Genomic DNA, 18,076 nt, shown 5'->3' on the forward strand with positions numbered 1-18,076 from the left:
CGACAGGACGGTCCGATGACGAGGAGCGGCAGCCGCCGGGTGCTCGACCCGGCGCGCACGACCGGCAGCGTGGCGGCGGTCGACCTCGGCGCCACCAGCGGCCGCGTGATCGTCGGGCACGTCAGCCCGGACGGCGTGCGGATGGAGCACGTCGCCCGGTTCCCGAACGGCCCCGTCACCCTGCACGAGGGTGACCGATCCGCGCTGCACTGGGACGTGGTCGAGCTGTACCGGCAGGTCGTCGCCGGGCTGCGGGACGCCTTCCGCCAGGGTTCGGACATCGCGAGCATCGGCATCGACTCGTGGGCGGTCGACTACGGTCTCCTCCGCGACGGCCGCCTGCTCGGGCTGCCGTACCACTACCGCGACGAGCGGCACGAACACGGCGTCCCGATCGTGCGCGACCGCATCGACGCCCGAGCGCTGTACGCCCGGAACGGGCTGCAGCACCTGCCGTTCAACACGCTCTTCCAGTTCGCGGCCGATCCCTCCGTGGCGCTGGCCGACCGTGCGCTGCTGATCCCCGACCTGCTCGGCTACTGGCTCACGGGGGTCGTGGCCGCGGAACGCACGAACGCCTCGACCACCGGCGTGCTCAGCCCGACCACCCGCGGGTGGGACCCGTTCCTGGGGGCCGTGTCGCGCCTCCCGTCCGGCCTGCTGCCCGCGCTCCGCGACCCGGGGGACCGACTCGGCCCCCTGCTCCCCGCCGTCGCCGACGCCGTCGGCGGACGCTCGGTGGTCACCCTGGTCGGTTCGCACGACACGGCGAGCGCCGTCGTCGCCGTGCCCGCGACCGATCCCGACTTCGCCTACATCTCGAGCGGGACGTGGTCGCTGGTCGGCGTCGAGCTCGACGCCCCGGTCCTGACGGACGCGGCCCGCCGCGCGAACTGCACGAACGAGGGCGGCGTCGACGGCCGGGTCCGGTTCCTGAAGAACGTGTCCGGTCTGTGGTTGCTCAGCGAGAGCGTCCGGACCTGGGAGCGTGCGGGCACGGGCATCGACCTGGAGGCACTGCTCACCGCCGCCGCGGCCGTCACCGCCCCGGTTCCCGTCTTCGACGTCGCCGACGAGTCGTTCACGCCCCCCGGCGACATGCCCGCCCGCATCGCCGCCTGGTGCACCGCGCACGGCCTGTCCGCGCCCGCGAGCCCCGCCGAGTTCGTGCGGAGCATCCTCGAATCGCTCGCCCGCGCGTACGCTTCGACGCTCGCGACGATCGGCGAGGTCACCGGGAAGGACATCCGGGTCGTGCACATCGTGGGCGGTGGCTCGCAGAACCGACTGCTCTGTCAACTCACCGCCGACCGCACTGGACTGCCGGTCCTGGCGGGGCCCGTCGAGGCGACCGCGCTCGGCAACGTGCTCGTCCAGGCGCGGAGTGCCGGTCTCGCGGGCCTCGCGGGATGTTCACTGGAGGAACTCCGCAGCATCGTCGCGCGGACCGTCGAGCCCACGCGGTACCTGCCCACGGCGCCGACGAGCACCGACACCGACCGAACCACCGTCAGGAGCCACGCATGACCACCACCGATGACGGCGAGCGCATCGACAGCGAGCGCGTCGACGGCGCGCGCGTCGACCCCGCGACCGGAGCGCCCTTCCCGGGGCCCGGGGCCGCGTCCACTGCCCGGACGAAGGTCAGGCGTCAGCTGCCCACCGTGCGCGACCTGGCGCCGCTCATGCAGTTCAAGAAGCCCGACCTGAACGCACGGCGCCGTCGGCTCGACCAGGCACTGACGATCTGGGACCTCCGCGCCATCGCCGCGCGACGCACCCCGAAGGCCGCGTTCGACTACACCGAGGGTGCGGCCGAGGCGGAGATCTCGCTGCAGCGCGCGCGGCAGGCGTTCGAGGACATCGAGTTCACGCCGGCGATCCTGCGCGACGTGTCGCGGGTGTCGACCTCGCGGGAGGTCCTGGGCGCCCCGGTGGCGTACCCGTTCGGCATCGCTCCGACCGGCTTCACGCGGATGATGCAGACCGAGGGTGAGCGTGCCGGGGCCCGTGCCGCCGGTCGCGCGGGCATCCCGTTCTCCCTGTCGACGATGGGTACCACCGCGATCGAGGACGTCCGCGACGCGAACCCGCACGGGCGCAACTGGTTCCAGCTGTACATGTGGAAGGACCGCGAGAAGTCGATGGCGCTGGTCTCCCGAGCGGAAGCCGCCGGGTTCGACACGCTCCTCGTCACGGTCGACGTCCCGGTCGCGGGTGCCCGGTTGCGGGACAAGCGGAACGGGTTCTCGATCCCGCCGCAGCTCGGGGTGAAGACCGTCCTGAACGCGATCCCCCGGCCGTGGTGGTGGTTCGACTTCCTGACCACGGAGCCGTTGGCGTTCGCGTCGCTCGACCGGTGGTCGGGCACCGTCGGGGAACTCCTCGACCACATGTTCGACCCGACCGTCACGTACGAGGACCTGGAGTGGATCCGGTCGCAGTGGAAGGGCAAGGTCGTCGTCAAGGGTGTGCAGTCGTTGGCGGACGCGAAGCGACTGGCATCCATGGGGGTGGACGGCATCACGCTGTCGAACCACGGAGGGCGCCAGCTCGACCGTGCTCCGGTCCCGTTCCACCTGCTGCCCTCCGTGGTCAAGGAGGTCGGCATGGACACCGAGGTGCACCTGGACACGGGCATCATGTCCGGTGCCGACATCGTCGCCGCGGTGGCGCTCGGGGCTCGGTTCACGATGGTCGGCCGTGCGTACCTCTACGGGCTGATGGCGGGCGGCGAGGCCGGGGTCGACCGGATGATCCAGATCCTGTCGGAGCAGATCGAGCGGACGATGCGCCTGCTCGGGGTGGCGTCGCTCGACGAACTCGAGCCCGGACACGTCACGCAGCTGCAGCGGCTGACCCCGATCGCGCGCACCTGAGGAGTCGTTCGACGCGGACCGGACCGGGTCCCTAGTTTGTCTAGCGAAAGTGGGCTAGCTTGCTGGGGTGCGACCCATCGAACTCCACCACGACATCGACGCCGATCTGGCGTGGGTGACGGAGGGGTTCCTGGACGACGACGAGATCGCGGCGCCCGCTGAACCCGAGCGTCACCTCGTGCCGGTGCCGCGACGGGCCGTCGGGCGTCCGGTCCTCACCCTCGTCCGGTGAGGACGCCGAGCAGCCGGAGCAATGCCGCGCGCTGATCCTCGTCGAGTGGGGCGAAGAGCTCCTGCAGGACATCCACCGACAGTCGTCGCCCGTCCTCGAGCGCCGCTCGGCCGTCGTTCGTCAACGTGTACTCGAACCGTCGCCCGACGCCCGCCGCACGCGTGACCAGTCCCCGTTCCACGAGTCGCCCGGCGAGCGTGCCGAACGCCTGATCGCTCTGGAACGTCGCCACGGCGAGGTCGTGCCCTGACGCGCCGGGCATCCGGTCCACCGCACGCAGCGCGTCCCACTGCACGAGGGTCACGCCGACGTCGCGGAGGGCGGCGTCCATCGTGCGGTGGTTCCGGTACTGGGCGCGCTTGATCGCCTGTCCCAGGACTTCCAAGTTCGTCGTCACGGTGTTACCGTATCAACACTCGTACATAAACATGTTGATTCAGGAGCACCGTGCACACCTCACTCCCCGCAGACCTCCCCGTCCTCCGCGCCGGCGACCCGCAGTCCCGCGTCGCTCTCGTCCTGCACGGCGGCGGTGGGCCACGCACCGTCGCGCCCATCGTCGGGCACCTCGCCGAGACCATGCACGCCGTCGCCCCGACGCACCCGGGGTGGGACGGCACCGACCGTCCAGAGACGATCGCCTCGGTGCGGGACCTCGCCGCCGCGTACCTCGAGGGGCTGCTCGCACGGCCCGAGCGCGACGTCGTGCTCGTCGGTTCCTCGATCGGGGGCTGGATCGCCCTCGAGATGGCGATCCAGGCAGCGGCCGACGAGCGGTTCGCGGGCGTCATCGGCGCGGTCGTCGACATCGACGGCGTCGGCGTGGTCGTCGACGGGCACCCGATGGCCGACTTCTTCGCGCTCGACGCCCGTGGCCTCGCTGAAGCGGCCTGGCACGACCCGGCGCGCGGGTTCCTCGACCCGGCGCTCATGACCGACGAACAGCGTGCCGTCCAGCAGAGCAACGGCCGCACGATGGCTGCCATCGCCGGTCCCGGGATGAGCGACCCCGGGTTGCTCGAGCGCCTCGGATCGATCGCCGCGCCGACGCTCGTCGTCTGGGGCGCCAGCGACCGGATCGCCACGCCCGCCTACGGTCGCGTCGTCGCCGAGGCCATCCCCGGTGGGCGGTTCGTCGAGATCCCCGCCGCCGGGCACCTGCCGCACCTCGAAGCGCCGGACGCGACCTGGGCCGCGATCGACGGGTTCCTCGCCGGGCGCTGAGCGGGGTGCCTGCTCACCCGACCGGAGGAAGATCCCCGGGCAGGTCCGACAGGTCCCGGGCCCAGGCGACCTCGCGCTCGAGCTGACCGGTCTCGGTGAACAGGCGCACCTGCTCCGTCCCGGCCAGCACCGACGCGAGCTCACCACGATCGGCGGCCACGAACCCGAGCCGCTGCCAGAACGGGCCCGAGCGGCGCGAGAACAGCCACGCCCGTCGCGCCCCTGACCGTGCTGCCTGTTCGAGTGCGAACCGGGCCAGCCGTGTCCCCGCACCCGCAGCACGGCGATCACTCGGAACCGCGACGCTCCGGATCAACGCATGGCGACCGTCGGCGCTCAGCTCGAACCCGGTGCTGCCGACGATCGCGCCGCCGGCATCGCGGTCGATCCACAACCGCGTCGTCGGAGCGTCGAGCCCGGCGATCGTCAGGTCAGCAGCCTGGAGGAACGCGCGGACGTCGTCGACGTCGGCGCCGGTCACGGGGCGCGGGCTCATCAGGCCACAGTACGTGACCGGCAGTTGGCACCGGACGCCCGGGCCGTCACGATGCTCCCAGCAGTCGTCCCTGGGTCGCGACGTCCGTCACGACCACGGCGACGGCGAACAGGAGCAGCACTGCACCGAGCGTCCCGACCGTCATCCCACCCGTTCATCGGCGGCGCGGCTCGGGGTGGTAGTAGATCGTCATCGTCAGGTCATCCTCGCCGTCGCTCACATCGCTCGCGAACGTGATGTCCTGCACGTTGACGTCGCCGAGGGCCTCGAGGTTGTCCGCCAGCCGCCGCAGCAGTGCCGGGACGTCGCCCTGCCCGTCCCCGGCCGGATTGCTCAGCGAGAAGTGGTTGATGGTCCAGTCCCGGCGGGTCATCCCCGAACCCTAGCGACGGCGCCACCAGACCGCCGACGTCAACCACCGGTCGACGACTGCGCCGGGGAATCGGTGGGCATCGGGTGCTCGCTCTGCCAGACGTCGTCGACGTCCTCGAACTCGCGCGGGTAGCACTGCGTGTCGAACACCTCGGTGGCCGCGGACGAGGTCGAGTAGACGTACCACGGGCCGGATCCCGGGGGTCGTTGCGTCCAGACCCCGTTCGAGAACCACGAGAGCGGGACGGTACCGATCGGGTGTCCCGCCTGCGCCAGGCATCCCTCGAGCCGGTTGAACGCGGCCGTGTACTCGTCGCGGGTGACCACGTGGTCGGCGGTCGCAGCGTGCTGCTGCACGGAAGGACGCGCGATCGTCGCCGCCTTCGCCCAGGAGGCCCAGACCGCGTACCGGGTCGCACCGGAGCCCGAGACCGACACGGCAGCCTGCCCGGAAGCCGGTGCCGGGTACATGCCCCACTGCGAACCGACCGAGGTCGCGCGCCCGGTCCGCGACGACGGAGCGCACGACGTCGGACCGTCGATCGCGCTCCCGCCGAGCTCGACCGTGACGGTGCCGCGGTCGAGGCACTCCCACGTCAGGGTCACCCGGTCGGCCCCGGCGGGTGGCGCTCCGAGGTCGAGCGTTGCGTGCCCCGAAGCAACGGTGAAGCGGGGCGTCCCGAGGAGTCGCCCGTGGTTGCCCTCCTCGACCTGGTACCGCGTCGACGTCGCGAGGGAACTCTCCAGCGCAGCGTCGGGATCGGCACCGGGGAGTGCGGCAGCGGTGATCCCGCCGGTCACCGCCGACCCGACGAGGAACGCGCCGACCACCGCGGCGACCGTCCCGCGGGAAGCCCACAGCCGACGAGGGGGTCGGGTCCCGCCGGATCGGACGGCGTCGACATCGGCCACGAGCGCGTCACGCATCGCTGCGAGACGGGGAGAGATGTCGCTGTCGTTCACAATGCGCCTCCGAGGGGTTCCGCTGTCACCGAGTACTGCTGCTGGAGCCGCGCCTTCGCGCGGTGGAGTCGTGACTTGACCGTGCCGGGTGGCACGCCGAGGGCGGCTGCGGCCTCCCGCTCGCTGAGCCCCTCGACCACGCAGAGGGTCAGGACTCGCTGGTCCGCCAGTGCGAGCCCGCGGAGCGCCGAGACCGCCGCACCGTCCGTGAAGGAGTCGGCCGGGTCCGGAGCGAACTCGTCGACCGGGAACCGGCCGAGGAAGAGTCGGTGTCGTCGGGACGTCCGCGTCAGGTTGTGGGCTGCGTTGGTCGCCGTGACGAGCAGCCACGGCAGGAGCGAGTCCCCGACGAACCGGACTCGGTCCCCTCGCCGCCACGCTTCGAGGAACGCGATCGCGACGACGTCGTCGGCATCGTGCGGGGTCGGGACGAGCCCGACCGCGTGCCGTCGCAACCGTGGCGCGTGCCGGTCGAAGACGCGACCGAACGCACGCCCGTCCCCTGCGAGGCCCAGCGCCCAGTCGGCGCGGTCCCCCGTCGTCTCGCTCATGTCTGTATTGTCCGGTCGGCCGGGATCGGTTCCACCGGCACGCCGTCCCGTTCGGGATCACCGATGTGGACGAGCGTCATCCGAGGCGACAGCGCCGACGCGAACGGGCGGCCTCCGTGCTGCGGAGCACGGACGCCGCCCGTGGCGGTCGGGGTCGGTTCGGCGTCAGCCGACGGTGAAGGGGGCTCGGCGGCCCGCTCCCCATGCCCAGTGCAGCAGGTCGACGCCGGACTGGTTCGTCACGCGGAGCGAGACGTGCGTGCCGGAGCCCTGTAGTGCCTCCAGGCTGTAGGTGTCGTCGGTCCGCAGACCGGGCCAGTAGACGGCGCCCAGGTGTCGCTGCCGCACGATCGTCGTGACCGTCTGCAGGAACGCGACCGAGTTGTCCGCGTCGGCGTTCCCAGTGGTGGCGGAACCCTGGTAGTCGATGCCGGTGGTCATCGGGACACCGAACTCGTCGAGCACGGTGCGGGCCGAGCACGCCTGGTCGCCGAGCCGGCTGGTGAAGTCAGCCGCCCAGTCGGCCGCCGAGTGCGTGCCCCAGAAGCCGTAGTAGTGCTGCGACACGTACGTCCCGGCGAGCGCCGGTGCTGCGCAGACGGCGTCGACGTGGTCGTTGTAGCCGGTGCCGCTGACGAAGATCCGGTTCCGCGGGAGGCCCTGGGCGGTGTAGCGGTCGACCCACGTGGTCGCGACCTGGATCCAATCGGCGGGGGCGTAGCCGAACGGCTCGTTCATCGGCTCGAAGTACACGCCCGGGTCGTGGGCGTACGTCCGCGTGAGGGTGTCCCACATGGCGGTCCAGGCGGCCGGGTCGTCGACCTTGCCGTCCTTGCTGGCGTCGTTGCCCTCCCAGTAGCCGAGCACGACCTTGACCCCGTCGTGGCGTGCGGCGTCGATGGCGGCGCGGTAGGAGCGCCACCAGTCGGTGCCGACGGAGTACGGGTTGACGGGCAGCCGCACGGTGTCCGCGCCGAGGTCGTGGCGGAACTCCCGGATGATCCGGTCGGACTTGCGGTAGGTGGTGGCGTAGCCGTCAGCGGTGGAGAGTCCCGACGGGATCACCGGCCCGTTGGCGTAGTTGTCGCGCGGGTCGGCCCAGTTCACGCCGTGGAACTGGGTGGGGTCGAGCGCCGACGACGGGTGGTGCCGGTCCGCGGAGGCGGTGGTCGCGACGTGCGCGCTGGTCGCGGTGGTCGTTCCGGGTGCTGCTGTGGCCGTCGCCGGTGCGGCCAGCGCCATCGCGGTGGCTCCGGCGCAGAGCACCGCCAGCAGGCCGGTCACCCGTGCGGTCTTCCCCCGTCGCGCGTGTCCCCTCGCGGTTCCGGGCGTTCTGGATCGGTCGATCATGGTCGTCCCTCTCTGCTCCTCCGTTGGAGCTCCTCGACGTCGTCGTCGAGTCGTGGTCGGCGCCCACCGGGCCCTGTCCCCGGTGATGGCAACGTCAACATGCAGCAGGGTCGCACTGGTGAGGGCTCAGTGTCAACGACTTGCTCGGGGTCGGCCCCCACGTCCTCGCCGTGTGGACCGTCCTCCCCCATCGACAGGACGAGCGCGATGCCCCACGATCGAGGATGCGTGGGATCACCACCACGACCGCCCCACCCGGAAGGACCACCACGACCATGACCGACGTCGTCGAGACCCCCGCACCCGCACGCACCACCACCGACGAGACCTGGTGGCGCCAGGCGAGCGTCTACCAGATCTACCCGCGGTCCTTCGCGGACGCCAACGGTGACGGCATCGGGGACCTGCGAGGCATCACCGACCGCGTCCCGTACCTGGCGTCGCTCGGGGTCGAGGCAGTGTGGCTCAGCCCGTTCTACCCGTCCGCCCTCGCCGACGGGGGCTACGACGTGGACGACTACCGCGACGTCGACCCCCGGCTCGGGACCCTCGCCGACTTCGACGCGATGGTCGCGGCCCTGCACGGTGCCGGGATGCGGGTGATCGTGGACATCGTGCCGAACCACACGAGTGACCGGCACGCGTGGTTCCGTGAGGCGCTGGCGTCGCCCGCGGGCTCCGCGGCCCGCGACCGGTACGTCTTCCGCGACGGCACCGGACCGGACCGCGCGGAGCCGCCCGCGGACTGGGTGTCGATCTTCGGCGGCCCTGCCTGGACCGCCGTCGGCGACGGGCAGTGGTACCTGCACAACTTCGCCAAGGAACAGCCCGACCTGAACTGGGCGAACCGCGAGGTCCGGGACGACTTCCTCACCACGCTCCGCTTCTGGTCCGACCGCGGCGTCGACGGGTTCCGCATCGACGTCGCCCACGGTCTCGCCAAGGACCTGCCCGCCGAGCTCCCCGCCTGGGCCGAGGTCCTCGCGGCGCCGAAGGACGGTTCGCACATCCTCTGGGACCGCGACGACGTCCACGAGATCTACGCCGAGTGGCGGACGGTGTTCGACGAGTACACGCCCGCCCGAACCGCGGTCGCCGAGGCCTGGGTCGCCGCCGACCGTCGCGCCCGGTACGCGAGTGCCGAGGGGCTCGGGCAGGCGTTCAACTTCGACCTGCTCGAGTCGGACTTCGACGCGGCGTCGTTCAAGCAGATCATCGAGTTCAACCTCGGGCTCGCCGAGCAGTCCGGGTCGTCGACCACGTGGGTGTTCTCGAACCACGACGTCGTCCGGCACGCCACGCGGTACGCGCTCCCGCCGCGAAGCGGGGACGCGGACCACGCACCCACGACCGACAAGCAGGGCGCGGCGTGGCTGTTGGCGGGCGGCTCGCAGGACGCCCTCGACCGCCCGCTCGGCCTGCGTCGCGCTCGGGCGGCCACCCTGCTCGAGCTCGCGCTGCCCGGGTCCGCGTACCTGTACCAGGGCGAGGAACTGGGTCTCCACGAGGTCGGCGACATCCCCGACGCCGACCGCCAGGACCCCGCGTTCTTCCGGAACCCGGGCGTCGACGTCGGCCGCGACGGCTGCCGTGTGCCGCTCCCGTGGACCCGGACGGGCGAGAGCTTCGGGTTCGGCTCCGGCGGATCGCACCTGCCGCAGCCGGCGTGGTTCGCGGAGTCGAGCGTCAAGGCCGAGGAGGCCGACCCCGACTCGACGCTGCACCTGTACCGGACGGCTCTGGGCCTCCGCGGGCAGCTGCAGTCCGAGGAGCGGCTCGAGTGGATCGAGACGGGCCGCGACGACGTGCTCGCGTTCCGGCGGCCGAGCGGCTGGACGAGCGTGACGGTCTTCGGCGACGAGCCCTACGCGCTGCCGGCCGGCGAACTGCTGCTCGCCTCGGCACCGGTGGTGGACGGCGCGCTGGCCGGGGTGGGGACCGCCTGGTTGCGGTCCTGACGGACGCACGATGCGGACGGGAGGCGCGGTGCCGGCTGGCACCGTCCTCTCTCGCAGGCTCGGTCGGCGCGCCCGGCGCAACGCTTCGCGTTGCCGCTGAGCCGGGCGCGCCCGTCCGTCAGCCGGTGACGGTAGGTTCGGCGCATGGCCGGAGCGAGCATCAGCGTGCAGGACTTCGTGATGCGGTTCGGCGAGCGGACGGTGGTGGACGGGCTGTCGTTCGACATCGCCCCCGGTGAGACCTTCGGGCTGCTCGGCAGCAACGGCTCCGGCAAGACCACGACCATCCGCGCCCTGCTCGGCATCACCACCCCGACGGCCGGCACCCTGACGATCGACGGCCACCCGTACCGTCCGGCCGCGGGCGGCATCGGGTACCTGCCCGAGGAACGCGGGCTGTACCGCAAGGAATCCGTGATCGACGTCATGACGTACTTCGGCGTCCTGCGCGGGCTGCCCCGGGCGGCCGCCACGGGCTGGAGCATGGACTACCTGGCGCGGGTCGGGCTCGCGGACCGGGCGAAGCTCCGGATCGACAAGCTGTCCGGCGGCCAGCAGCAGAAGGTGCAGCTCGGCATCACGATCATGGACCGCCCGCGCCTGCTGATCCTCGACGAGCCGACGAAGGGCCTGGACCCGGTGAACCGTCGGCTCCTGCTCGACCTGGTCGACGAGCGCAAGGCGGACGGCGCCACGGTCGTCCTGGTCACCCACCACATGGACGAGGTCGAACGGCTCTGCGACCGGATCCTGCTGCTGAAGGACGGCGGGGCCGCCGCGTACGGCACCGTCGCCGAGGTGCAGGACGCCTTCGGCGGGGCCGTCGCCAAGGTCTCGCTCTCCGGAGCGGTGCCGCCGTCCGACCGCTACCGTCTCGCCCGGCACGAGGGCCACGTCGCCTACCTGGTCCCCCGGCCCGACGCCGCAGCCGACGGCTCGGACATCCTCGCCGAACTCGTCACCGCGGGTGTGCACGTCACCGGGTTCGAGATGCGCCGGATCCCGCTGGACGAGATCTTCGTGCAGCTCTACGGCCACGACGCCGGCACCGACGCCCCGGTGCCGGCCCGGATGATGTCCAGCATGACCGGATCCGGGGCAGCCGCGTGAGCCGCCTCGGCACGGTGGTGCGCTTCGAGTTCGTCCGCGCCGTCAAGAAGCCCGCGTTCTGGATCGGCACCCTCGCGCTGCCCGTGGTCATCGTGGTCGTGTCGTTGCTCGTCGGGATCGGCCAGTCCGCGGGCACCGACTCCGTCGTCTCGAGCGCCTCGGCGACCCGGACGCCGTTCCACTACGTCGACCGCTCCGGGCTGGTGTCCGCGTCGGTCGCGGCCAAGTGGGGCGGGTCGCCGTCCACCGATCCCGGCGCCGACCGGGCCGCCGTGCGCGCCGGCAAGTTGGACGCCTTCATCGAGTTCCCGGCCTCGCCCTCGAGCGCGTCGATCCGTGTCGACGCACGTGACCGAGGGCTCTTCGAGAACAACGGGTACTCGTCGCTGGCGCAGCGGGTCCTCGAGCAGAGCGTCGCCGAGCACGTGGACGACCCCACCGCGGTGCACCTGTTGCGCAACCCGCCGAACGCCGACGTCACCACGTACGCCGACGGTGCCGTCGCGCCCGGGTGGCTGTCCGTCCTGCCACCGTTCGTGTTCGTCGCGGCGTTCTTCGGGCTCGTCATCCTGCTCGCGGCCCGCATGGTGACCGTCGTCGTCGAGGAGAAGGAGAACCGCATCTCCGAGATGATCCTCACCACGGTGACGGCGGGCGACCTCATCCGCGGCAAGGTCATCGCCATGCTGCTGGTCGGCTTCGTGCAGGTCGGCATCTTCGTCGTGCCGGGGCTCGCGGGGTTCCTGGTCGCCCTGCCGCTCATCGCGTCGAAGCTCGGCGGCCTGGGGGTCGACCCGTGGCGCATGGTCGTCGGGGCGCTGCTGCTGATCGGCGGGGTGCTCCTGGCCTCCGGGCTGTTCGTCTCGGTCGGCGCGGCCGTGCCGTCGATCAAGGACGCCTCCGCCCTGCAGTCCGCGTCGATCTTCGCGCTGATCATCCCGCTCTACGCAGCGTTCTTCGTCGTGACGACGCCGTCGTCGCCCGTGACCGCGTTCTTCACGTACTTCCCGACGTTCACGCCGATCACCGCGATGGTCCGGAACGCGGTGGGCTCGTTGAGCGTGACGCAGTCCGTGCTCTGCATCGTCGAGGTGTTCGTCGTCGCCGGCTTGCTGCTGTGGTTCGCGGAGTACCTCTTTCGGCACTCCGTCGCGCAGTACGGGTCGAAGGTCACGCTGCGCCAGATCGCCGGGTGGCGTCGCGGTCGCGTCCGCTGACCCACGGCCGGGCGGTCGCCCCTAGCTCGTGAGGACGACCTCGTCGAGGTCCCAGGCGGTCACGTCGGTCTGCCGCCACCCCTGCCGGAGCGTCCGAGCGGCGCGGTCGTACTCGACGATCACGTCGAGGTGCGGGCGCACGAGCATCTGGATCTGCAGGCCCTGGTACATCGCCGCGAGCTGCGTCGCCGCCTGGTACGCGGGGATCGAGGACTGCTCGACGGCGGCGTCCAGGTCCCGCTGCAGCCCCACGGTGAGCTGCGCGACGTAGTCCTCGAAGCGCTTCCGGAACAGCTCGGCGAAGCCGCCGTCGGAGGCCGCGATCGTGATGACACCGGCGAGGACCCGCACCAGGCCCGGGTCGGCCAGGTCCTCGGCCAGGGTCATCCGGACCTGGTCGATCGTGCACGTCGGCGGGGTGTTGCGTCGCGAGCCGCGCAGCTGGGCCCACCGGTCGTAGGTCACGAGCAGCAGGGCGTCCCACGTCGGGAACAGGCGCACCACGGTCTCGACCGGGACGCTGGCGACCTCGGCGACGACCGCGGCGTCGACGGATTCGAACGGGTGCAGGCGGTAGGCACGGATCGCTCCGCGGACGATGCGCTCGGCGAGGGACTGCTCATCCTCGAAGCGCTCGTCGTGCACGTGGTTCATTCAGCCATCCCACAGGACGAGGACCCCTCGCGTCTGCTCCCCGGACTGGGGGTTGTCGGCTCCGGCCGGAACCGACAGGGGTCAGCCGACGACGACGGGCGCGACGGACGGCCGCACGCGCTGGTGCATCCAGACGAAGAAGCCGGTCAGGGTGAACACCCCGTAGAACACGTACATGAACCCGGAGGCGTAGTAGCCGGCCGAGAACAGCAGCGGCACGCCGACCAGGTCCACCGCGACCCAGATCAGCCAGAACTCCACCCAGCCCTTCGCCATGCCCCAGGTGGCGAGCAGGGAGCCGACGAAGATCCACGCGTCGCTCCAGACCGGCTCGTACGAACCGAGTGCGCGGAAGACCGGCGTCAGGACCGCAGTACCGCCCACCAGGGCGAGCACCAGCAGTCCGCGGGTCCGCCAGGAGGCCCAGTGCGGCTCGACGACGGTCGTCGCGTCGTCCGCGCGGTGCGTCCAGCGGTACCAGCCGTAGACGCTCACGATGATGAACATCACCTGGCGTCCCGCCTGGCCGAGCAGGTTGACCGGGTTCGGCGTGTCGAACAGGGCACCCATGAAGACCGTGAAGAGCAGGGCGTTGCCCACGATCCCGACCGGCCACGCCCACGCCTTCCGGCGCATGCCGCCGAGTGCGCTGAGCAGGCCGAACACGTTGCCGATCACCTCGCGCCACAGCACCGTCTGGTCGCCGATGACGAGCTGCGCGTCGAACAACCACCGCACGATGCCCATGGGGCCCTCCTCGTTTCCGGTCGATGCAACCGTATGGGTCTCTCGGGCATTCCGACGAGGTGGTCCGTAAGGTGACGTCATGACCGGACGGGTGCGACTGCTCCTCGCGTCGTCCCACCCGGGGCCGACCGTCGTGGTCACCGTGCTCGCGACCGTGATCGCAGCGGCCGTGGGGCACCCGGTGTGGCTGGTCGTCCTGGTCGCGCTCACGGTGTTCGCCGGCCAGCTGTCGATCGGACTGGCGAACGACTGGATCGACGCCGACCGCGACCGAGTGGTCGGTCGCTCGGACAAACCCGTGGCGCAGGGCCTGATCCCGGTGACGACCGTGCGGGCGGCGGCCTACGGCACTGCCGGCGTCGCCGTGCTGCTCTCGATCACCCTCGGGCCGGTCGCGGCCGTCGCACACCTCGTGCTCGTCGCGGCCGGCTGGGCCTACGACGCCGGACTCAAGCGCACGGCGTGGTCGGTGGCGCCGTTCGTCGTCGCCTTCGGGTTGTTGCCCGTCGTCGCGGTCTCGGCCGGGCCCGACCCGCAGCTGCCCGCGTGGTGGGCCGTGGCGACCGGGGCGGTGTTCGGCGTTGCCATCCACTGCACGAACGTCCTGCCGGACCTGGTCGACGATGCCGCGACCGGTGTGCGCGGCTTCCCGCACCGGCTCGGTCTGCACCGGGCCGGGGTGCTCGCGTTCGTGTCGCTCGTCGTCGCGGCGGGACTCGTCCTCGGCGGCCAGCTCGTCGGCACGGCGGTCCACCCGGGGTCAGCGGTCGTCGGCGGGGTGCCGGTCGGTGTGGTGCTCGCCGTCGTCGGGGCGGTCGTCGTGCTCGTGCTCGCCGGGGTCGGCATCCGCCTCGTCCTGACCGGGCCGCCGACACGGACGCTCTTCCGGCTCGTCATCGCGTCATCGCTCGTGCTCGTGGTCGAACTCGGGTTCGCCGGAGCGCGACTCGTCGCCTGACCGCGGCCGTGCGGTACTCGGTCCGCGGCTGCTCGCGGACGATCTCCTCCAGCCCATCCCACCAGCTCCCTCCGGCCTCGGTGGCCGGACCAGATGCGTGATCGCCCAGTTACCGGGCGGCGGTGAGACCGAAGAACTGGTCGCTCGCGGCCCGGAGGCGCCGCTGCACGGCGCGGTCGTTCGTCGTGGCTGGGGTGGGGGTTTCCTCGTGGCGGACGAAGTAGCGGCCGGTGACGTCGTCCAGGGCGGGGTCGGTCGCGAGCCGCAGCGAGGCGGAGGCGCCCTGTTCCGGGGTGAGCATGGTTCGGCGCACGAGTCCGCCGAAGGGGCGCAGAACAGCGGGGATGAGATCGTCGATGATGTCTGTTGCGACGATCCCCGGGTGGACGGCGTTCACCGTGACGTCGCCTGCCAGGGACCGGGCCAGGTCGTAGCCGGCGGTGACGGTCAGCAGCTTCGCCCGCGCGTACGCCTCGAAGGGCACGAAGCGATCGACCGGGTTCAAGCGGGTGAGGTCGTCGAGGTCCTCTGGGTCGACGGTGGCGGGCTTGGGGGGTCCGACGAGTTTGAGTCGTCGGGTGTCGCGCAGCGTGTCGGAGGCCACGTTCACGACCCGTGCGTGGCCGGCACGGAGCTGCGGTTCGAGGAGGACCGTGAGCCCGAAACCAGCGAGGTAGTCGATGGCGATGTGCCTCTCGACACCGTCAGCGGTGAGCTCGTGGTCCGGGAAGTGCGCGCCCGCGTTGTTGATGAGGACACTCACCGCCTGATGGCGTTCCGCGATGGTGCTGGCGGCTGCGATGATGCCGCGCCTGGTGGAGAGTTCGCCGGTGATGACCTCGACCGTCCCACGCGGCGCGGTGCGGCCGACCTGGTCGCGGAGTGCGGCCGCGCCCTGGGGGTTCCGGGCGATCGTGACGACGTGCATTCCTCGTTGGGCGAGGCCGAGCGCGATGGCGCTCCCCATCCCGCGGGTTGCTCCGGTGACGACGGCAACCCGGCGGGCGGAGTCGTTCATCGGTGGATGCGAGGGTAGCGGTGCACGAACTGCGCCTGTTCGGCTTCCTGGACGAGGAACGCGGCGAGGTCGGCGCGGCCGATCGAGTGCCAGAGCCGGATCGGGATCTCCTCGCCCACGACGTACTTCCCCGTCGCGGGGGTGTCTCTCAGGGCTGGCGGACGGACGATCGTCCAGTCCAGGCCAGAGTCGACGATCAGGGGTTCCATCGTCTCTTTGTCCTGCATCTTCTCACCCACCCCGGACCACACGGCGCGGCAGTACAGCGACCCGTCGTGCGATTCCAGGACCCCGTGCGCACTGACCACGATCAGCCGGGCGATCCCGTCTGCGACCATCGCGGGCACAGCGGTTCGGATGGCGTCCGTGCACACGGTTGTCGGCCCGCTTCCAGCCCCTCCCAGCGCACTGATCACGATGTCGGCGCCCGCAAGGGCTGGAGCGAGGGCGTCCCCATCGTGCACATCACTCCAGATGCGTTCCTGGAGCCCGGCAGTGGGCGTGAACGAGCCCGCGCGGCGGACGACGGCGACCACGTCATGTCCCGCCTCCAGGGCATTGGCGACGACCAGGCGGCCCGTCGCGCCGGACGCCCCGAGGACGGCCACGGTCGACTTCGATACAATTTGTCTCATAGGACGGAGCATCGCATGTCCGCTACTTATGAGTCAAGCCATCTCATAGAATGGCGACGTGGAAACAACCGGCGACCCGAGGTTCCTCCGGAGCCAGGAGGCGATCATCACCGCTGCCCGTCAGCTCCTCCTCCGCGAGGGTCCCCCTGCGATCACCCACAATCGCGTCGCGGAGGAGGCGGGGATCGGGAGAGCTACCGTCTACCGGCACTGGCCGCGCACCGACCAGCTCCTGGCCGAAGCCATGGCGACCGTTCCCCTGCCGTTCTTCGACACTCCCTCGTCTCCGTACATCGCTTGGCTCCGCCGCGAACTCACCGCGATAGCACGGCAACTCGAACAGGATGACGTGCTGGCGGTCACCACGACCCTCGCCAGCACCTCGCTCTGGGACCCCGCCATGGACACGAGACGAGCTGGATTCGCTCAGATCGTCGCGGACAAACTGGCGGACGGCCTTCGTGAAGCGGAGCAGTGCGGGGAACTCGTGACGACATCTGCACTCTCTGACGCGGCAGCCCTCGCGGTGGGCCCCATCTACTACCGCGCCACGATCGAGCGAGCATCGATCGACGGCGAAACGATAGAACGATGCGTCCAGGCCGTCGGGCATTGGAAGTAGCGTGACGCCGTGCCCGACCTCGAGGCGGCATTCCCCTCGATCGAACGCTTCGGCGTCACGGCAACGTCGGCACGACGGTCCGCCCGGTGTCAGCGGTCGTCAGCGGAGTGCCGGTCGGTGTGGTGCTCGCCGTCGTCGACGGGAGGAGTCACGGACCGAAGGGAACCGCGGTCGCTTCCGCTGCCGTCGGCGACTCGGGTGTGCCGAGGGTGCGGACGAGGTCGTACTTCGACGCGTCCTCGGACCCGGGCTCCGCGGTGTACGTGATGATGCGGAGGTCGGTCCCGACTGCCGTGTACACATCGCAGTCGACTGTGATCGGACCGACCACCGGGTGGTTGAAGGTCTTCGGTTCGGACCGTTGCTCGACGGATGAGCCCTCCAGCCAGATCTCCTCGAAACGGGGCAGGGCCCTGAGTCGAGCCAGCCGCTGCTGCACGGTGCTGTCGTTCGGGTAGCGCAGGCCCGCGTTGCGCATGTCGGTCACGAGCGCGCGTTCGAACCGTTCGATGTAGGCGCGACTCATGAGGACCTCGGGAGCGGTCCCGGCGAAGTGCGCCTCGATGAGGTTGTGGTCCCTCGGCGGCTGGCCGAGCAGTGCCTGCCACGACTGGTTCACCGACAGGAGTGTCCAGTCGACGGTGTAGACCCCGATCGCCGTCTCGGGCGCCCGCAGCAGCAGTCGTTGCACGCTGGGCGGGATGTGCGTCGGCATCTCAGCCGGCAGCGGGATCGGCAGGTCTGCTGCCCGGAACAGCTGATCGCGCTCGGTCGCCGAGAGCTGCAGCGCGCGGGCGAGCGCGCGCGCGACCTGGACGGACGGGTGCCGTGCGCGGCCTTGCTCGAGGCGGACGAGGTAGTCCACGGAGACCCCCGCGAGCATCGCGACCTCTTCCCGTCGGAGTCCCGGGATCCGGGAGGAAACGGCCGGCAGGCCGACCATCGCGGGGCGCAGTCGCGCTCGCCAGGTCGTGAGGAGCCTGCTCAGGTCGCCGCGATCATCCACGTACCCCATCATCCGCCCACCGGCGGCGCTCCTCGGTGGTATCCGGAGTCCTACCCGACCGGTGTCCGTCGGGGCGAAGGTTGG

General features: G+C 71.2%; 20 protein-coding genes. 9 read left to right on the forward strand and 11 right to left on the reverse strand.

Features of this window, described 5'->3' with window-relative positions:
- The first annotated feature begins 15 nt into the window (after window positions 1-15).
- The 3 genes from J7E22_RS13530 (at window position 16) to J7E22_RS13540 (ending at window position 3,111) form a co-directional block, all read left to right on the forward strand.
- Window positions 16-1,527, forward strand: coding sequence for a rhamnulokinase family protein (locus J7E22_RS13530; RefSeq protein WP_214982333.1), 1,512 nt, complete (start codon window positions 16-18; stop codon window positions 1,525-1,527).
- A gap of 158 nt (window positions 1,528-1,685) precedes the next feature.
- Window positions 1,686-2,879 carry an alpha-hydroxy acid oxidase gene (locus tag J7E22_RS13535; RefSeq protein WP_251009159.1) on the forward strand — a complete coding sequence of 398 codons (1,194 nt, stop codon included), beginning with the start codon at window positions 1,686-1,688 and terminating at the stop codon, window positions 2,877-2,879.
- Window positions 2,880-2,946: 67 nt separating this feature from the next.
- Window positions 2,947-3,111, forward strand: a complete 165-nt coding sequence (locus J7E22_RS13540; protein ID WP_214982335.1) for a hypothetical protein — start codon at window positions 2,947-2,949, stop codon at window positions 3,109-3,111.
- On the opposite strand, the gene J7E22_RS13545 is transcribed toward J7E22_RS13540, so the two are convergent.
- The gene (locus J7E22_RS13545; protein WP_214982336.1) at window positions 3,095-3,508 is read right to left on the reverse strand and encodes a MarR family winged helix-turn-helix transcriptional regulator; all 414 of its coding nucleotides are present in this window, start codon (window positions 3,506-3,508) and stop codon (window positions 3,095-3,097) included. The genes J7E22_RS13540 and J7E22_RS13545 overlap by 17 nt on opposite strands.
- 50 nt (window positions 3,509-3,558) lie before the next feature.
- Between J7E22_RS13545 and J7E22_RS13550 the strand changes: the two genes are divergently transcribed.
- Window positions 3,559-4,335, forward strand: coding sequence for an alpha/beta fold hydrolase (locus J7E22_RS13550; protein ID WP_214982337.1), 777 nt, complete (start codon window positions 3,559-3,561; stop codon window positions 4,333-4,335).
- Window positions 4,336-4,348: 13 nt separating this feature from the next.
- Here J7E22_RS13550 and J7E22_RS13555 read toward each other — a convergent pair whose 3' ends face one another.
- The 5 genes from J7E22_RS13555 to J7E22_RS13575 form a co-directional block, all read right to left on the reverse strand.
- On the reverse strand, window positions 4,349-4,831 hold the full coding sequence (locus J7E22_RS13555) for a GNAT family N-acetyltransferase (protein WP_214982338.1): 483 nt from the start codon (window positions 4,829-4,831) through the stop codon (window positions 4,349-4,351).
- Window positions 4,832-4,985: 154 nt separating this feature from the next.
- Window positions 4,986-5,204: a hypothetical protein gene (locus tag J7E22_RS13560; RefSeq protein ID WP_214982339.1), complete on the reverse strand. Its 219-nt coding sequence runs from the start codon at window positions 5,202-5,204 to the stop codon at window positions 4,986-4,988.
- A 38-nt stretch (window positions 5,205-5,242) separates the two neighbouring features.
- Entirely contained in the window at window positions 5,243-6,166 is a 924-nt protein-coding gene (locus tag J7E22_RS13565; RefSeq protein WP_214982340.1) for a hypothetical protein, read from the reverse strand.
- Window positions 6,163-6,717, reverse strand: coding sequence for an RNA polymerase sigma factor (locus J7E22_RS13570; protein ID WP_214982341.1), 555 nt, complete (start codon window positions 6,715-6,717; stop codon window positions 6,163-6,165). Before J7E22_RS13570 ends, J7E22_RS13565 begins: the two co-directional genes overlap by 4 nt.
- Window positions 6,718-6,882: 165 nt before the next feature.
- Window positions 6,883-8,001 carry a glycoside hydrolase family 5 protein gene (locus J7E22_RS13575; RefSeq protein ID WP_214982342.1) on the reverse strand — a complete coding sequence of 373 codons (1,119 nt, stop codon included), beginning with the start codon at window positions 7,999-8,001 and terminating at the stop codon, window positions 6,883-6,885.
- A gap of 341 nt (window positions 8,002-8,342) precedes the next feature.
- On the opposite strand from J7E22_RS13575, the gene J7E22_RS13580 reads away from it, so the two are divergent.
- The 3 genes from J7E22_RS13580 to J7E22_RS13590 all read left to right on the forward strand — a co-directional run bounded on the left by J7E22_RS13580 (window position 8,343) and on the right by J7E22_RS13590 (window position 12,352).
- Window positions 8,343-10,025 carry a glycoside hydrolase family 13 protein gene (locus J7E22_RS13580; RefSeq protein ID WP_214982343.1) on the forward strand — a complete coding sequence of 561 codons (1,683 nt, stop codon included), beginning with the start codon at window positions 8,343-8,345 and terminating at the stop codon, window positions 10,023-10,025.
- Window positions 10,026-10,169: 144 nt separating this feature from the next.
- Entirely contained in the window at window positions 10,170-11,135 is a 966-nt protein-coding gene (locus J7E22_RS13585) for an ABC transporter ATP-binding protein (RefSeq protein ID WP_214982344.1), read from the forward strand.
- Entirely contained in the window at window positions 11,132-12,352 is a 1,221-nt protein-coding gene (locus J7E22_RS13590) for an ABC transporter permease (RefSeq protein WP_214982345.1), read from the forward strand. The genes J7E22_RS13585 and J7E22_RS13590 overlap by 4 nt, the downstream gene beginning before the upstream one ends.
- 21 nt (window positions 12,353-12,373) lie before the next feature.
- On the opposite strand, the gene J7E22_RS13595 is transcribed toward J7E22_RS13590, so the two are convergent.
- Together J7E22_RS13595 and pnuC are read right to left on the reverse strand one after the other, a co-directional pair.
- Complete coding sequence (locus tag J7E22_RS13595; protein ID WP_214982346.1) at window positions 12,374-13,006, reverse strand: hypothetical protein; 633 nt, start codon at window positions 13,004-13,006, stop codon at window positions 12,374-12,376.
- A gap of 81 nt (window positions 13,007-13,087) precedes the next feature.
- A complete protein-coding gene (gene pnuC / locus J7E22_RS13600; RefSeq protein ID WP_214982347.1) occupies window positions 13,088-13,753 on the reverse strand; it encodes a nicotinamide riboside transporter PnuC in 666 nt (221 codons plus the stop codon).
- Between the two features lie 79 nt (window positions 13,754-13,832).
- On the opposite strand from pnuC, the gene J7E22_RS13605 reads away from it, so the two are divergent.
- Window positions 13,833-14,711, forward strand: a complete 879-nt coding sequence (locus J7E22_RS13605) for a UbiA family prenyltransferase (protein ID WP_214982348.1) — start codon at window positions 13,833-13,835, stop codon at window positions 14,709-14,711.
- A 109-nt stretch (window positions 14,712-14,820) separates the two neighbouring features.
- Here the strand turns inward: J7E22_RS13605 and J7E22_RS13610 are convergent, their stop codons facing one another.
- Together J7E22_RS13610 and J7E22_RS13615 are read right to left on the reverse strand one after the other, a co-directional pair.
- Complete coding sequence (locus tag J7E22_RS13610) at window positions 14,821-15,729, reverse strand: SDR family NAD(P)-dependent oxidoreductase (RefSeq protein WP_214982349.1); 909 nt, start codon at window positions 15,727-15,729, stop codon at window positions 14,821-14,823.
- Window positions 15,726-16,364, reverse strand: coding sequence for an NAD(P)-dependent oxidoreductase (locus J7E22_RS13615; RefSeq protein ID WP_214982350.1), 639 nt, complete (start codon window positions 16,362-16,364; stop codon window positions 15,726-15,728). The genes J7E22_RS13610 and J7E22_RS13615 overlap by 4 nt, the downstream gene beginning before the upstream one ends.
- A gap of 58 nt (window positions 16,365-16,422) precedes the next feature.
- Here J7E22_RS13615 and J7E22_RS13620 point away from each other — a divergent pair, with 58 nt between their 5' ends.
- Window positions 16,423-16,986, forward strand: a complete 564-nt coding sequence (locus tag J7E22_RS13620) for a TetR/AcrR family transcriptional regulator (RefSeq protein WP_214982351.1) — start codon at window positions 16,423-16,425, stop codon at window positions 16,984-16,986.
- Window positions 16,987-17,134: 148 nt separating this feature from the next.
- Here the strand turns inward: J7E22_RS13620 and J7E22_RS13625 are convergent, their stop codons facing one another.
- Entirely contained in the window at window positions 17,135-17,992 is an 858-nt protein-coding gene (locus J7E22_RS13625; protein ID WP_214982352.1) for a helix-turn-helix transcriptional regulator, read from the reverse strand.
- Window positions 17,993-18,076 lie beyond the last annotated feature (84 nt).

Origin of the sequence: Curtobacterium sp. ISL-83, assembly GCF_018613895.1 — a bacterium.
Taxonomy (GTDB): domain Bacteria; phylum Actinomycetota; class Actinomycetes; order Actinomycetales; family Microbacteriaceae; genus Curtobacterium.